Here is a 14,418-nt window from a genome sequence, read left to right on the forward strand (position 1 = left end):
GCAAATTTTTATGGGGGGCTATTATGCAAAAAGCAGCGCCTGCTGGGCAGCTTGTGATGCAATTATTTTTTTGCTAAGGAAGTGTTTTTTGCTGCTTTGTTAACCGATTTGGTGGTTTCTCAACCGGCTTCGGCAGTACCAAGTTCGTGGTATTTTTTTAGGTCGATACCGAAGGCGTCATCGGATAGCAAATGGTTAATTTTTAGTAGCTTGCCATTGGCATCGGTGGGTTCCTGGCTGAGGTCAATTTGTCGTTCGTCACACGGCTTTTTATCCTTGCCTCTGACGATCAAAACTTTGGGTGAATTGCGATGTTCAATGGCCGAGGGCAGGATAAGGCCGATTTCACCGTTGCTCATTTCGGCGACACTACCAGCGGGGTAAATCCCAATTGCTTCGACAAAGCGGTCAACCAGGATGGGATCATAATGACTGCCTTTGGCGCCGATCAAAATGCGTAAACCTTCCAGTGAGGTTTTGGCCGGGCTATAAACCCGTTTGCTAGTGATGGCATCATAGGTGTCAGCAATGGCGACGATACGGCTGAAGTAGGAGATTTTCTCTGCCGGCAGTGCTCGCGGGTAGCCGCGACCGTTGAGTCTTTCGTGGTGGCTATAAGCCACATTAGCGACTTCATCAGTAATATCGGATTTGGCGGTTAGAATTTCGTAACCCAGGGTGGTGTGGGTCTTCATAATGTCGAATTCTTCCTCGCTGAAAGCCCCTTCTTTATTAAGGATTTCCAGCGGTATTTTGGATTTTCCCATATCGTGCAGCATGCCGCAGAGGCCAACGACCTCCAGGTCCGCTGGAGATAAACCTTCCGCACGCCCCAGGATGATAGAAAGCAAGCCAACATTCAGGCTATGCCGTGCGGTGTATTCATCGACGTCTTTTAATAGCCCTAACCACATCATGGCTTCTTGATTGGCGATTACACTATCAACGCATTGTTTTACCGCTTTTTTGGCGACAGAGGTTTCGAAGGTTTGGCCTAGCTCTAGGTTTTTGAAAAACCCTTTGACGACGCTTTTGGCTTGACGGTGAGCACTTTTAGCCTGTGGTAAGGCCTGTTGGAATGATTGGGTATTGTTATAAGCCTGACGTTTAAGGTTTTTAGCCGAAATTTCTGTTTTCTTGGCTTTGGCCGCGACATACACATACTTGCAGCTGGCTTTAAGCTTGCTTATCTCCGCTTCAGTGGTTATGCGAAAGCCGTGTACGGTAAAGGGTGATTCCACCCAGGGGCGGTCTAGCTCCACAACCTTCATGCCCAGAGAAAGTCGATCACAACTGATTTTTAATACGGTATCGTTACTCAAGCTGCTACTCTTTGTTAACGTATCTGGGAGCGATTTATTGTTATTAGGCAGATGATTCTGCTTTCTTAATTTTAGCTGTATCTTACTATAGACGTTTTTAGGGGCAAAATTGGCATTTGTACTTATTCCAAAGAAAAATTATTCCCGGTTGTACAATTTATTGTCACATTGGATAATAAATCGCTATATTTCATAAGGTTAATCCACTGAAAATTTAACGCAGAGTAGATATGTCTACACAAAAAGTAGTCGACGGGCTGGAGCGGTTGACGGGCTTTCGTGATCGCAAGCTCATTCAGCAAAGTCTGGTCAATACCTTGCTGGAATTGGTGCCGAGTTATGGTCACCGTCTTTATGATGTGAAATGGAAACAAGACGGGCTGGACGTGGAGTTGTTGGTAGAGGCTATCAAGCCGGAAATATCAAGCTCAGCAGAAATATCCGAGCCGTTGATGGTAATTATGCGCCAATCGATTGAGTCCAGGCAGGCGATTAAATCGGAATCGGATCATGGTGTGACGGTGGTTATTCCGTTGCGTATTCAGGGTGAGTTAGGCGTGGAGGTTTTGGTACAGGAATGTATAAAGCTTGATGACGAGCAGTCGGAATTAACCCATGGCCTACTACATATATATTCCAATTTTTTATCGCTGGTTAAAGAGCATATTCACGATCATCTGACGGGTTTGCTTAACCGGGCTACGCTTGACCAGAAAATTAATAATATTATTAACCATACTGGGCCGGTAGCAGGGCGGCGTAGGAAGGAGCCCGACTATTGGTTAGCGGTGATAGATATCGACCGATTCAAGATCATTAATGATAATCATGGGCATTTATTTGGTGATGAAGTATTGATTTTATTGGCGCAGTTAATGAAAGAGACTTTTCGTGATGTGGACAATTGTTTTCGCTACGGTGGCGAAGAATTTTTAGTGTTGTTACAAGTTGAGGATGGTCTACAAGCCAAGGCTGCTTGTCAGCGTTTTTGTGATGCGGTGGCAAGTCATCGGTTTCCACAGGATTTGTCAGTCACTGTTAGCATCGGTTTTGTGCAAATTACCGATCAGGAAAATGTGTCTTCAATTATTACTCAGGCTGACAGGGCGCTTTATTTCAGTAAGCAGAATGGTCGTAATCAATCGAATAGTTTCGAAGAGTTAGTGGCGGCAGGCAAGTTGTTGTTTGGGCCGAAAGCGGATGATGGAGTAGATATTTTTTAGCGTTGATTATGAAATGTATAGATACAAAAAAAGGGGTGGCTTTTAAAGCCACCCCTTTATGTTTGGTACGCTTGATCAGGCTTTGGGACCAGCACTAATAATGGCGTCAGAGACATCAAACTTCTTGATATTGTCCTGAAACAGATTGGCCAGTTTAGTCGCTTGTTCATCATACGCTGCGTCGTTATTCCAGGCTTTACGGGGGTTGATATACTTATCATCAACGCCAGCAATCGCTTTCGGAATAGTGAGATTCAGTGCGTCAAGGTGTTCGGTTTCAGCGTCGATTAAGGAACCATTTTGCGCGGCAGAGACGATCGCGCGGGTCACTGGAATCGGGAAGCGTGAACCTTTGCCACCTTCGCCACCGGAACCACCAGTCCAACCGGTGTTAACCAGATAGACTTGAGAATCAAAGTCTTCAATTCGTTTCATCAACAGTTCGGCATATTCGCCCGCTGGACGAGGCATAAACGGGGCACCAAAACAGGTAGAGAATGTTGGGTGGATACCGGCTTCTGCACCGATCTCAGTGGAGCCAACGCGCGCGGTATAGCCAGATAGAAAATGAAAAGCTGCGGCTTCTTTGGACAGGATAGAAACCGGAGGTAATACCCCGGAAACATCACAGGTCAGGAAGATAACCGTTTTTGGTTCGCCAGCTGCGTTAGCGATCACGCGCTTTTCAACATGCTCTAAAGGATAAGAGCAGCGGCCGTTTTCGCTTAAAGAGGTATCGTCATAGTCAGCAGTGCGATTGTCATCCAGTACTACGTTTTCAACGATGGCGCCGAAGCGAATGGCATCCCATATAATCGGTTCGTTTTCCTGGCTCAGGTTAATCGTTTTAGCGTAACAGCCGCCTTCAATATTAAAGACCGCGCCTTTGCCCCAGCCGTGCTCGTCATCACCAATCAAGTAACAAGCAGGGTCTGCAGAAAGGGTGGTTTTACCGGTGCCGGACAAGCCAAAGAATAGCGTCGTATTACCTGCCTCATCGACGTTGGCAGAGCAGTGCATTGGCATTACATCTTTTTCAGGCAACAGGAAGTTTTGTACTGAGAACATGGCTTTTTTCATTTCACCGGCATAGCGCATGCCAGCAAGTAATACTTTGCGTTGGGCGAAGTTGACCAGCACTACACCATCAGAATTAGTACCATCGCGCTCGGGCTCGCATTCAAAACTGGCTACGTTAAGGATGGTCCACTCTTCTTTAGACTTGGGGTTGTATTTTTCTGGGCGGATAAACATATTGTGGGCGAACAAACCTTGCCAGGCGGTTTCGGTATTAACCTGGACAGGAATATAGTGGTCGTCATGCGCCCCAACATGCAGTGTTGCCAGAAAACGATCTTTTTGTGATAAATAATCTTCTACACGATTCCACAGCGCATCAAATTTGTCTGCATCAAAAGGACGGTTTACTGAACCCCAGTCAATCGCGTCAGCGGTTGAGGGCTCTTGTACCACAAAGCGGTCGGCTGGAGAACGGCCAGTGCGTTTACCTGTGGTAATGTAAAGTGCGCCGGTATCGGTGAGTTGGCCTTCGCCGCGTATGAGTGCCTGCTCGATTAGTGCGGAGGCAGATAAATTACTGTGTGTGGTCATGCGTGCTGTTTTCCTGTCTAGTGGTCCTAGTGTCGTGTCCGGGCTGGCTTTATTAATTGATCGTTTTGTCATCGGTTAGATTAAACGGAACTCCACCGTAGCCAGTCTTCCGAGGCGCGCCATTATGGCAAAAAAGCGGAGCGTAAGCTAACCCCTTTATGGCATTTTGCCGGACTTTTTAGGTAGTAAAACTACAAGACGAATACGCTGGGAGCCACAGCCCGTAAGGGTTGTTGACAGCCAGTCTGTTAATGCACCGTGGCTTGAAACAGCTTGTCTATATCTGGTTGGGCAAACTGATAATGCTGGTGACAGAACTCACAATGGATCTCAATACTGCCCTGGTCGGCAATAATTTCTGTGAGTTCTTGCTGACCGAGGGTGCGCAGCGCGCTCAGGGTCCGCTGTTCAGAGCAGCTGCATTTGAATTGCAGCGGGGTGGGGTCAAAGATGCGTACCTGCTCTTGATGATAGAGCCGGTACAGTATCTGGTCGAAAGGTAGCGCAAGCAGCTCGGCTGCGGTGATGGTATCGGCAAGTTGAGTGAGGTGCTGCCACTGTTGCTGACGCTGTTCCGGGTTGATGTTGTGGCTGGCGGGTAACTCCTGTAGCAACATGCCAGCTGCTTGCTGATGATCGCAGCTTAACCATATCCGTGTAGACAGTTGCTCGCTCTGCTGAAAGTAGCCTTCCAGGCATTCCGCTAGATTAGCGCCATCAAGGCTAACAATACCCTGATAGCGCTTGCCCTGTTTAGGTTCGATGGTGATGCTTAATTGGCCATTAGCTAACAGCGTTTTGAAATCATTACTGCGGGCGTCTTCTGCACCTCGGGCAATAGCGCGCAGGTCATTTTCTGAAGTCGCTTCAGCCATGATTAATGGGATCTCGCCATCGCTGCGCGCTTGTAAAGTAAGAGTGCCTTCAAATTTAAGTGTGGCACTTAGCAGGGCGACGGCAGCAAGAAATTCACCTATCAGTTGGGCGACAACCTCAGGATATTGATGGGTATTCAAACTATCGTGGTAACTCTGGTCCAGTCGACTAAGTTCGCCACGGATATCGGTATCATCAAAAATAAAGCGCTGTAACTGGTCGCTCATATTGGGGTTATTCCTGCTGTTGTTCTTGTTGGCGTTGATTTTTAAAACGGTGAATTTGTCGCCGCTGTTTTTTGTTAGGGCGTTCGGCGGAAATTACGCCAAGCCCGCGCAATGCCTTGCGTTGGCCGGCATTGGCTTCGCGTTTATTGATGCTGTCTGCAGTCTCGGCGTAGAGTAATACTGCGTATTCGGCGCCACGGCGCTGGTCTGAGAGGGCAATGACTTCAACTTCTTTTTCATCCCAGCCCAAACGCAGGTTTAGCATGGCGCCAATTTCTACTTCTTTGCTGACTTTGCTGCGAGCACCGTTGTAGTGGACTTTGCCGCCTTCTATTGCTTGTTTGGCCAAGCTGCGGGTTTTATAAAAACGTGCCGCCCACAGCCATTTATCCAGCCTTACTTTGGCGACGGGAAAGGGGTGAGCGCTGTGTTGGGTGTTGTCAGTCACGGTCTGTTTTTTGGCTGCAGTCGTTGTAAGTAAACGTCTCTCTTCGCTTGGTAGTCAAGGTATTCAATGAGCTGGCCGGATATCCGTAATCGGCATAATTTCATCAAAGTGATGGATACCAGGGAAGTGCGTCTGTTGTCGCTTGGCCTGCTTGCTATCAGGTTGTAATAGCGTGAGTAAATGTTTGATTCCATATTGCTGGGCTGATTCTAGCACGCTAGCGTTGTCGTCAATCAATAAGGTTTTGGCGGGGTCAAAGGGGTGGCTGCTACGCATGTGCTTCCAGAAATTGCGGTCTTCTTTGGGTGCACGAAAGTCATGGGAAACTACAATTTGATCAAATAAATCGCTTAGACCCGTACGACTCATTTTGATATCCAGCCCTTTGCGGTGCGCATTCGTTACCAGTATGACGTCTTTGTTACTGGCTTTGAGTTGCTGCAAAAACTCAAGTACAAAGGGTCGAATTGCAATCATATGTTGAATTTCGCGCTTTAATGCAGGGATATCGAGCTGTAATTGTTCGGACCAATAGTCCAGACAGTACCAGTTTAGCGTTCCTCGTTCCCGCTCTAGCCGGGTGATTAACTGCTCACGGCTATGTGCTTCATCCAGCTGATGAATAGCAGCATAGCGTTGTGGAAGATGGTGCAGCCAAAAATAATTATCAAAATGCAGATCCAGCAAGGTGCCATCCATATCAAGTAGAACGGTGTCGATGATTTGCCAGTTAATCATGGGGTACTACCTGGTTGAAGGTGTTGGCTTGCACGCTGGCGAGCTCTGTAAAGGTGCTGTTAATTGCGGCTGGCAATTATGCAGGGGTAGCACTGCTTTGTTAAGTAGAGTGGGTGTTTGTTTGTTAAATAATGATTAAATTCAACACTTTCAATGGCTTGGGGCGCCAGACAAATTTAGGGTAAGCGTTTTTTGCTGTTTTCAGTAGCACTGGCTCTGACGTAGGTGCTTATCGCTGACAGTCTTCTGTTTGTGCTTGCAGGTTGTAGTTTTTTTACCGTTTTGTTGGGGTGTTAGAATGGTAATTATTGTTTTTATCAGTCAGTTTGCGCCGCTGGTGTTCTGACAAGGCCGATTAGGGTAAAAACTAGCGTTGAAACTAAATCGTCTTACACCATTCGGTCTTTAGATCTTTCCGGTTTTAAAACCTGGTTATTGGAAAAATTATCCGTTGCAGGCTTGTTTTTCCTCGGTAGAAGGAGGATCTTAGGGGTGTTGCTCAGTATCACTATGCCTCCTAATAATCGGCTTAGTATCGATATAACAACAATAGTCTCGATAGCAGGAGCGGTTGTTTTCAAGACACGACGTTAAATACCAGAAAGAGTGAACCCAACTTTTGCCTCTTTGGGCAAAGGCTATAGGCGTTACTCTCTCATGTTAGGGTAGGGGCATTTAAAATGAAGCAAGCAATCGGTTCGCTGGATCTTAATCGGCCACAATCTCGGTATGAAACTGCTGGCGGTGTAAGTCTGCAAAATATCAAACCTGTAAAAGAAAAACTTCTGGAAGAATTGGTCGAACTTGAAAAGCAAATGAAAGTGCTGGAGGCGGGTTCGGCGGCGGTGGATTTTTCAATGCTACAAACCTATAAAGAAATGATTCATAGCCGAAAAATATTTTTTAATGAATTGAATCGCTAATAGCGTTCGGTCTAATTGACCTATTCAATACAGGGTCGGCTCTATTTTTTCTTGAACTGGTCTTTAGGTTTAAGCTCAGTATCAGGGGTTGCTGGTAATAATTTTTCGCTAATTAATTCTTCCGCATAATCCACACTTAACCACCAAGGGATCGCATTAAAGCTGCGGTTGCGACGGCAGCCGCAGCGCTCTTCTCGCCGATCTAGCCCGGATGGTATAGAAATATTTTGATTTCGGCGATTATTCTTGCCGCGGCGATCACTAAAGATCGAGGGTTTAGATTCTTCCACTCCTAGTATCCCATAAACATATTGTATTTATTACTACGCAGGTCACGCTGCCATGGTCAGTATAGTAACAGAAATTTTTTAAAAAATATGGCGGTTGACTAAATCAATATGAATAACAACAGCAGGATTTTATTACTATTCGCTGTTTTTATCGGCCCGAGGTACAGCCTTCAGGTGTTGAGAAACGTAATCCACTTTCAGCCACCAGGGAGCGGTATCGGTTTGACCAAATGTTCGACGTCGGCAGGGGTGATTCAGTTTTTCTGCTGAAATGCTGCCATGACGCCGGTCTTCAAAAAGACTATTCTGATAATTATTGAGCTCATCTGCGGTAATCATTCTGGGTATCCTTCCTTACAACGATTAGTCTGTTATGTAAACTAGCATCGGTGCGTCATAATGACTGTGAGAAATTAACCGCTATTTTTGGTATTAATAAGGATTAACGGAAAGGGCTGTGGATGAATCTAACCACGGTGATTCGATGATTTCGTCGGGCAAAAGAAAACCCGCAGTCGTTGCCAAATGCGGGTTTACTTAAGAATAATGGTGCTGGTCGTGTCTCCCCAACGTTTGATTCAGCCTTGTATTCTAAGGGGGGTGATTCAGTTGGCTTTATATAAGTACCGTCAATCTGCTGAGTGGCGCGTTAATAATTAATATTGGGGTAACTGGGCCTTAGAGATTTTATTCAGGGGTTTTTTCAGCAAAGTAGGGCACGATTTGGTAATTTTCATAGGTGAATAAGCTCATCAGCTGTGGATGAACAAAGAGTTTTTCTTTGCCCGATGCCAGCTCTTCGAGCACGCCAATATCGACCAGTTGTTTTAAGTAGCTGGAGGCCGTTTGGCGCTTGGCAATATTACGCTCTACCAGATTTTGAATACGGCAATAAGGCAGTTCGAAAATAAGTTGTACTAATTCATGGCTGTATATTTTGGGCAGGCTTTGCTGAATATGTTGGCTGGTATGTTCGTTCAGGTAGCGCACCTGCTTGATTTTTTGCGTGGTCCAGCGCGACATTTGGGTAACAGCATCTAACAGGTACAGTATCCAGCTTTGCCAGTCGGCATCGCTGGTCACTTTGTTGAGTAGGCGGTAATAATCGGCTTTTTTCTGCAAAATGTAGCGGCTTAAATACAAAATGGGCAGCGTGAGCAGTTGCTGTTCAATGAGGTACAACACATTGAGAATTCGCCCTGTGCGCCCATTGCCGTCGGTAAAGGGGTGTATTGCTTCAAATTGATAATGCGATACGGCCATTTTTACCAATGGGTCCAAATCGTCTTGCGCATGCAGAAATGTCTCCCAGTTACTCAGTAAGTCGCGAATGTGCGCTGCCCCTACTGGTGGGGTATAGATAATTTCTTTGCTTGTTTGATTAGCGATCACAGTGCCCGGTACTTTGCGCACATCCATCTGGGCATCTTTAATTTGCGAGCAAATGGCAATGGCGGTATTGGCGCACAGCGGCCGTTCACGAATACCCAGGAAGCCTTCGTAGAGTGCTGTGCGGTAGCGCAATGCCTCTTTGGTGGCTGGATCGGCTGAGGTGCCGCTATCTGAGTATTGAAACAGGCGATCACTGGTCGTTAGGATGTTCTCAATTTCAGAACTGTCTTTCGCCTCAAGCAGGGGTAGCATGTTGATGAGCAGCCCCTGATTTGGCAGTAATTCTCCTGCTTGCTTGAGCTCGGCCAATGCCACTCTGGCTTCAATACAGGCTTTTAATACCACCGGTGTTTCAAGCTCTATGGTGGGCGGCAAATGAGGAATGTCGTTATAGGGCTGGTCGGGTTGCCATGGCATGTTTAAATTCTCTTCTTTTTTCGACACATGGAGAGGGTATGTCGATTGTATCGTCATATCAATAAAATATGGCGATTTTTTGTATTAATTTAAACATGAAGATATCTTGTGTTTGCAAACTGTCATTTTCTGTATGTATATTGCCTGCCATAGCTAAACTTGCTGCCAAAGCACGCCGTTAATAGCTTCCAGTATGTCATTTAGGTGCTGTTGTAATACCTTAAGGATGTTTGTGTAGTGTCTATAAAAAGCTAAAAGTGGGTCGTTACCTAGTTTTCTGTTCGTCGGCTGGTGCTTCTGCTAGCTATCGGCCATATAGGTGCTTGTTGCATCCGCCACGATCTCTCGCGGATTAAACGGCAGTAGCCGTTTAACACAACCGCAGGTTGCCCGCAGGGTGAACCACATGGATGTGGTGAATGAATCTAACCACAGTGGTTCGATGATTTCGTCAGGCAAAAGAAAACCCGCAGTCGTTGCCAAATGCGGGTTTACTTAAGAATAATGGTGCCCGGTCGCGGATTAAACGGCAGTAGCCGTTTAACACAACCGCAGGTTGCCCGCAGGGTGAACCACATGGATGTGGTGAATGAATCTAACCACAGTGGTTCGATGATTTCGTCGTGCAAAAGAAAACCCGCAGTCGTTGCCAAATGCGGGTTTACTTAAGAATAATGGTGCCCGGTCGCGGATTAAACGGCAGGAGCCGTTTAACACAACCGCAGGTTGCCCGCAGGGTGAACCACATGGATGTGGTGAATGAATCTAACCACAGTGGTTCGATGATTTCGTCGTGCAAAAGAAAACCCGCAGTCGTTGCCAAATGCGGGTTTACTTAAGAATAATGGTGCCCGGTCGCGGATTAAACGGCAGGAGCCGTTTAACACAACCGCAGGTTGCCCGCAGGGTGAACCACATGGATGTGGTGAATGAATCTAACCACAGTGGTTCGATGATTTCGTCGGGCAAAAGAAAACCCGCAGTCGTTGCCAAATGCGGGTTTACTTAAGAATAATGGTGCCCGGTCGCGGAATCGAACCACGGACACGGGGATTTTCAATCCCCTGCTCTACCGACTGAGCTAACCGGGCAAACAGCCTTGTGTAGAGTGGATAAAAAATAATCAACGACCCAAGTCACAAGAGGCGCGTATTAAACAGCTTCATCGGCGCTTAGTCAAGCCGTAGTCATAGGCTTATTTATCGGTATCGGGAACATAGCCTTCGGCTTTGGCGTAATCTTCGCCGGCCATAAATTTATCCATTTCCTGTTGTAAGAACTGGCGGGCTTCTGGGTCCATCATATTGAGTTGACGCTCGTTGATGAGCATGGTTTGGTGGGCTTGCCACTCCCCCCAGGCTTGCTTGGAGATAGTGTCGTAGATCGCCTGTCCTTTGGGGCCGGGTAGGGCGGCGCGGTTAAGCCTTCCAGCTCTTGTTGGTATTTTTTGCAGAAAACAGTACGTGACATGGGAATTCCAGTGGCGAGTTTATTAAGGTATAGAAGTTTATTTAAGGCTTAGTCGAGTTTGGCTAGCAATTTTTTAATGGGTGCTGCCAAGCCGATCTCTACCGGTTGTTGTCTGTTATACCAGAGCCGTTGATTGGCTTCCATGGCTATAGACGGTGTCTTTTGCAGTTGGATGATGATTGGGGTCATATCGAAATGGTAGTGGCTAAAGGTGTGCCGAAAGTGTGGCCAGCGCTCAATTTTGACGGCAGTTTTACCGAAATGTTGCTGGCAATAGTCGCTGGGGTCGGCCTCACTATCCAGTTGCGGAAATACCCATAACCCCCCCCAAATACCACTGGGAGGCCGTTTCTCTAACAGTAATTCACCTGCGGGGTTTTTAATAATTAGTATCTGAGCGGTTTTGACGGGCAGAATTTTTTTAGGCTTTTTACCCGGGTAGTCTTGCGGATTGCCTTGTATTCGGGCTAGGCAATCTTGCTTTAGCGGGCATATACCGCATGCAGGCTTGCTGCGGGTGCAAAGTGTTGCACCTAAATCCATCATCACTTGACTGTAATCGGCAACACGGGTTTGAGGGGCGTGGGCTTCTGCGATTTGCCATAGGCGGTTCATGACTTCGCCTTTACCCGGCCAGCCTGCTACGGCGTGAAAGCGTGCTAATACCCGTTTGACATTGCCGTCGAGAATGGTGGCTGGTAGCTGGAAGGCAATAGAGACAATAGCGCCGGCAGTGGAGCGACCGATGCCCGGTAGGTCGCACAGCTGATCGACGGTGTTAGGAAACTGCCCGTTGAGCTGTTCACAGACAGTCTTTGCCGTTTTATGTAAATTTCGAGCGCGAGAGTAATAACCTAAGCCGGTCCAAAGGTGCAGCACCCGATCTTCCTCGGCAGCAGCAAGGTCTTGCACAGTGGGAAGCTCCTGCATAAATCGCTGAAAATAAGGGATGACTGTGGTCACCTGGGTTTGTTGCAGCATGATTTCAGACACCCATACGCGGTAGGGGTTGATGTCTTTTTGCCAGGGCAGGTCTTTGCGGCCCGAGTGATCAAACCATTGCAGTGCGCGTTGACTGAGGTCGATAGCGAGGCGCTGATCAGTCATGGGGGCGGCCAAGTGGGAGGTTTTCTTTGACGCGTTGTGGGCGTGGCGCTGCTGTTTGGGTCGAATGTCGAAAATAACGGGCATTGTCAGTATTTTTATCGCTGCTTATGGGGTTGAAGCGCTATCAATAGATGTAATGCGTCGGCGCTTTTCCTATAATACCCAATTTGCTGCGCGAAAGCTGCGGCGCTGATTGTTTACCTTTGAAAGCCTTTGGAGAAATAGCATGGCGGAGCGTAAAGCTACCATTAGCCGCGATACCCTGGAAACACAAATTACTGTGTCGATTAACCTCGATGGCACGGGCGTGGCTAAGTTCGATACCGGCGTTCCCTTCCTTGACCACATGATGGATCAAATTGCCCGCCATGGGTTGATTGATATGAATATAACTGCCAAGGGTGATTTGCATATCGATGCCCACCACACGGTGGAAGATATTGGTATTACGTTGGGACAGGCTTTTAATCAGGCGGTTGGTGATAAAAAAGGGATGGCGCGATATGGGCACGCTTATGTTCCGCTGGATGAGGCGCTGTCACGGGTAGTGATTGATTTTTCCGGTCGCCCTGGTCTTGAGTGGCATGTGCCGTTTACCCGTGGGACGGTGGGTGGCTTTGATGTCGATTTGTTTATTGAGTTTTTTCAGGGCTTTATCAATCACGCCAAAGTGACGTTGCATGTCGATAATTTGCGTGGCAAAAATACTCACCATCAGGCTGAGACCGTATTCAAGGCATTTGGCCGCGCATTGCGAATGGCGTTAACTGCGGACGAGCGCATGGCTGGAATAATGCCGTCTACCAAAGGTAGCCTGTAAAACTAACACCGGCGTTTGTCAGCAAGCGCCGGTTATTTCTGATTGTACTTGAGATTTTCTTATGAGCAAAAGCACCGTTGCTGTGATTGATTATGGCATGGGAAATTTGCATTCCGTTGCCAGCGCGCTGGAACATGTCGCCAACCGTCTTGATAAAAATATCGAAGTGGTGGTGACCGGTGATGCCTCCACAATAATGAAAGCCGATAGGGTGATTTTCCCTGGTGTTGGCGCTATTCGCGATTGTATGGCGGAAATTTTGCGCGCGGAAGTGGATCAGGTTGTCGCCGAAGTGGCCAAGTCCAAACCACTGCTGGCGATTTGTGTAGGTATGCAGGCGCTTATGAATCGCAGTGAAGAAAACGGTGGTGTGGATTGTTTGGGCATGTTTCCCGGTGAGGTTAAATTTTTTGGAAACCCGCTAACTGATGTCAGTGGCAATAAATTAAAAGTACCGCATATGGGTTGGAATCAATTGCATCAAACTATTGAGCACCCTTTATGGGCAGGTATCGAACAAGATAGCCGTTTTTATTTTGTACATAGCTTTTATGTTCATACTGAAAACCCCGCATTGGTGGCAGGCACTGCCGACTACGGTAAAAAAATTCACGCCGCGCTTTATCACGACAATGTTTTTGCCGTGCAGTGTCACCCGGAAAAAAGTAGTACGGCTGGTCTGACCTTACTTGGCAACTTTATGCAGTGGGACGGCCAGAGCTGATTTACTTTGTAAGTGCTTTGCGTGTTTCACAATTAAACAGATTAATGGTTAAAAAATTATGTTAATAATTCCCGCAATTGATTTAAAAGATGGTGCTTGTGTACGGTTAAAGCAGGGCGTCATGGATGATTCAACCGTCTACGGTGACGACCCGGTACAAATGGCGGCACGCTGGGTGGCAGCGGGGACTCGTCGTTTGCATCTGGTGGATTTGAATGGCGCGTTTGATGGCAAGCCAATTAACGGTGATGCGGTCACGGCAATTGCTCGCGCTTATCCAGACCTGCCTATTCAAATTGGCGGCGGCATTCGAAATTTAGACACTATTGAGCATTATATTACGGCGGGTGTGCAGTATTTAATTATTGGTACTAAAGCAGTAAAAGAACCATCATTTGTAACGGCAGCGTGTAAGGCGTTTCCCGGTCATATAATTGTTGGTCTTGATGCTAAAGAGGGTTTGGTGGCAACGGATGGTTGGGCGGAGGTGTCAGATATTAAAGCTACAGAATTGGCGAAGCGATTTGAGCAGGATGGTGTTGAGTCAATCGTTTATACCGACATTGCCCGCGACGGGATGATGCAGGGTGTTAATGTAGAGCAAACAGTTGCCATGGCGCAGGCCTCTTCAATTCCGGTTATCGCCTCGGGTGGCATTACCAATATGGAAGATATTAAAGCGCTGCAGGCGATGGCCTCGGAAGGCATTCTCGGTGCTATTACTGGTCGCGCAATATATGAAGGTACGCTCGATGTTGCCGAGGCGCAACGTTATTGTGATCAGGCGTCTAACAGTTAAACTGAGCTTGGTGGCATAGAATATTTGAAGA

16 protein-coding genes, 1 tRNA gene and 1 pseudogene are annotated in these 14,418 nt (G+C 47.2%); 6 read left to right on the forward strand and 12 right to left on the reverse strand.

What is annotated here, in order from left to right; genetic code table 11:
* Positions 1 to 119 precede the first annotated feature (119 nt).
* Complete coding sequence (locus UNITIG_RS13500; RefSeq protein WP_235015388.1) at positions 120 to 1,322, reverse strand: HD-GYP domain-containing protein; 1,203 nt, start codon at positions 1,320 to 1,322, stop codon at positions 120 to 122.
* 230 nt (positions 1,323 to 1,552) lie between these two features.
* Here UNITIG_RS13500 and UNITIG_RS13505 point away from each other — a divergent pair, with 230 nt between their 5' ends.
* Positions 1,553 to 2,545: a GGDEF domain-containing protein gene (locus tag UNITIG_RS13505; RefSeq protein ID WP_101758851.1), complete on the forward strand. Its 993-nt coding sequence runs from the start codon at positions 1,553 to 1,555 to the stop codon at positions 2,543 to 2,545.
* 75 nt (positions 2,546 to 2,620) lie between these two features.
* On the opposite strand, the gene UNITIG_RS13510 is transcribed toward UNITIG_RS13505, so the two are convergent.
* From UNITIG_RS13510 to yrfG, 4 genes are all read right to left on the reverse strand, one after another.
* Positions 2,621 to 4,213 carry a phosphoenolpyruvate carboxykinase gene (locus tag UNITIG_RS13510; protein ID WP_369809201.1) on the reverse strand — a complete coding sequence of 531 codons (1,593 nt, stop codon included), beginning with the start codon at positions 4,211 to 4,213 and terminating at the stop codon, positions 2,621 to 2,623.
* 191 nt (positions 4,214 to 4,404) lie between these two features.
* Positions 4,405 to 5,259, reverse strand: a complete 855-nt coding sequence (gene hslO, locus UNITIG_RS13515) for an Hsp33 family molecular chaperone HslO (protein ID WP_101758853.1) — start codon at positions 5,257 to 5,259, stop codon at positions 4,405 to 4,407.
* Positions 5,260 to 5,266: 7 nt separating this feature from the next.
* Positions 5,267 to 5,707 (reverse strand): ribosome-associated heat shock protein Hsp15, encoded by a 441-nt coding sequence (gene hslR / locus UNITIG_RS13520; RefSeq protein ID WP_101758854.1) that lies wholly within the window; start codon positions 5,705 to 5,707, stop codon positions 5,267 to 5,269.
* 63 nt (positions 5,708 to 5,770) lie between these two features.
* On the reverse strand, positions 5,771 to 6,445 hold the full coding sequence (yrfG, locus tag UNITIG_RS13525; RefSeq protein ID WP_101758855.1) for a GMP/IMP nucleotidase: 675 nt from the start codon (positions 6,443 to 6,445) through the stop codon (positions 5,771 to 5,773).
* A gap of 680 nt (positions 6,446 to 7,125) precedes the next feature.
* On the opposite strand from yrfG, the gene UNITIG_RS13530 reads away from it, so the two are divergent.
* Positions 7,126 to 7,368, forward strand: coding sequence for a hypothetical protein (locus UNITIG_RS13530; RefSeq protein WP_101758856.1), 243 nt, complete (start codon positions 7,126 to 7,128; stop codon positions 7,366 to 7,368).
* Between the two features lie 41 nt (positions 7,369 to 7,409).
* On the opposite strand, the gene UNITIG_RS13535 is transcribed toward UNITIG_RS13530, so the two are convergent.
* From UNITIG_RS13535 to mutY, 7 genes and pseudogenes are all read right to left on the reverse strand, one after another.
* The gene (locus tag UNITIG_RS13535) at positions 7,410 to 7,658 is read right to left on the reverse strand and encodes a hypothetical protein (RefSeq protein ID WP_101758857.1); all 249 of its coding nucleotides are present in this window, start codon (positions 7,656 to 7,658) and stop codon (positions 7,410 to 7,412) included.
* Positions 7,659 to 7,793: 135 nt separating this feature from the next.
* The gene (locus tag UNITIG_RS13540) at positions 7,794 to 7,997 is read right to left on the reverse strand and encodes a hypothetical protein (protein ID WP_101758858.1); all 204 of its coding nucleotides are present in this window, start codon (positions 7,995 to 7,997) and stop codon (positions 7,794 to 7,796) included.
* Positions 7,998 to 8,345: 348 nt separating this feature from the next.
* Positions 8,346 to 9,467, reverse strand: coding sequence for a protein adenylyltransferase Fic (gene fic, locus UNITIG_RS13545; RefSeq protein ID WP_101758859.1), 1,122 nt, complete (start codon positions 9,465 to 9,467; stop codon positions 8,346 to 8,348).
* 300 nt (positions 9,468 to 9,767) lie between these two features.
* The gene (locus UNITIG_RS23115; protein WP_159931159.1) at positions 9,768 to 9,926 is read right to left on the reverse strand and encodes a hypothetical protein; all 159 of its coding nucleotides are present in this window, start codon (positions 9,924 to 9,926) and stop codon (positions 9,768 to 9,770) included.
* 556 nt (positions 9,927 to 10,482) lie between these two features.
* Positions 10,483 to 10,558, reverse strand: a tRNA-Phe gene (locus UNITIG_RS13550).
* Positions 10,559 to 10,662: 104 nt separating this feature from the next.
* A pseudogene (locus UNITIG_RS13555) lies at positions 10,663 to 10,937 on the reverse strand (oxidative damage protection protein).
* A gap of 48 nt (positions 10,938 to 10,985) precedes the next feature.
* Positions 10,986 to 12,044: an A/G-specific adenine glycosylase gene (gene mutY / locus UNITIG_RS13560; protein WP_101758860.1), complete on the reverse strand. Its 1,059-nt coding sequence runs from the start codon at positions 12,042 to 12,044 to the stop codon at positions 10,986 to 10,988.
* Between mutY and UNITIG_RS13565 the strand changes: the two genes are divergently transcribed.
* From UNITIG_RS13565 to hisA, 4 genes are all read left to right on the forward strand, one after another.
* A complete protein-coding gene (locus UNITIG_RS13565; protein ID WP_101758861.1) occupies positions 12,043 to 12,237 on the forward strand; it encodes a hypothetical protein in 195 nt (64 codons plus the stop codon). The genes mutY and UNITIG_RS13565 overlap by 2 nt on opposite strands.
* Before the next feature lie 33 nt (positions 12,238 to 12,270).
* Positions 12,271 to 12,864 carry an imidazoleglycerol-phosphate dehydratase HisB gene (gene hisB / locus UNITIG_RS13570; protein WP_101758862.1) on the forward strand — a complete coding sequence of 198 codons (594 nt, stop codon included), beginning with the start codon at positions 12,271 to 12,273 and terminating at the stop codon, positions 12,862 to 12,864.
* A 61-nt stretch (positions 12,865 to 12,925) separates the two neighbouring features.
* Complete coding sequence (gene hisH, locus UNITIG_RS13575; RefSeq protein WP_101758863.1) at positions 12,926 to 13,588, forward strand: imidazole glycerol phosphate synthase subunit HisH; 663 nt, start codon at positions 12,926 to 12,928, stop codon at positions 13,586 to 13,588.
* A 58-nt stretch (positions 13,589 to 13,646) separates the two neighbouring features.
* A complete protein-coding gene (gene hisA, locus UNITIG_RS13580) occupies positions 13,647 to 14,387 on the forward strand; it encodes a 1-(5-phosphoribosyl)-5-[(5-phosphoribosylamino)methylideneamino]imidazole-4-carboxamide isomerase (protein ID WP_101758864.1) in 741 nt (246 codons plus the stop codon).
* Positions 14,388 to 14,418 lie beyond the last annotated feature (31 nt).

Origin of the sequence: Oceanicoccus sp. KOV_DT_Chl (genome assembly GCF_900120175.1) — a bacterium.
Taxonomy (GTDB): domain Bacteria; phylum Pseudomonadota; class Gammaproteobacteria; order Pseudomonadales; family Dasaniaceae; genus Oceanicoccus.

Coding starts and splice junctions, on each gene's coding strand:
- UNITIG_RS13505 (WP_101758851.1), top strand. CDS start 1,553: ATGTCTACACAAAAAGTAGTCGACGGGCTGGAGCGGTTGACGGGCTTT.
- hslO (WP_101758853.1), bottom strand. CDS start 5,259: ATGAGCGACCAGTTACAGCGCTTTATTTTTGATGATACCGATATCCGT.
- yrfG (WP_101758855.1), bottom strand. CDS start 6,445: ATGATTAACTGGCAAATCATCGACACCGTTCTACTTGATATGGATGGC.
- UNITIG_RS13530 (WP_101758856.1), top strand. CDS start 7,126: ATGAAGCAAGCAATCGGTTCGCTGGATCTTAATCGGCCACAATCTCGG.
- UNITIG_RS13540 (WP_101758858.1), bottom strand. CDS start 7,997: ATGATTACCGCAGATGAGCTCAATAATTATCAGAATAGTCTTTTTGAA.
- fic (WP_101758859.1), bottom strand. CDS start 9,467: ATGCCATGGCAACCCGACCAGCCCTATAACGACATTCCTCATTTGCCG.
- UNITIG_RS13565 (WP_101758861.1), top strand. CDS start 12,043: ATGGGGGCGGCCAAGTGGGAGGTTTTCTTTGACGCGTTGTGGGCGTGG.
- mutY (WP_101758860.1), bottom strand. CDS start 12,044: ATGACTGATCAGCGCCTCGCTATCGACCTCAGTCAACGCGCACTGCAA.
- hisB (WP_101758862.1), top strand. CDS start 12,271: ATGGCGGAGCGTAAAGCTACCATTAGCCGCGATACCCTGGAAACACAA.
- hisH (WP_101758863.1), top strand. CDS start 12,926: ATGAGCAAAAGCACCGTTGCTGTGATTGATTATGGCATGGGAAATTTG.
- hisA (WP_101758864.1), top strand. CDS start 13,647: ATGTTAATAATTCCCGCAATTGATTTAAAAGATGGTGCTTGTGTACGG.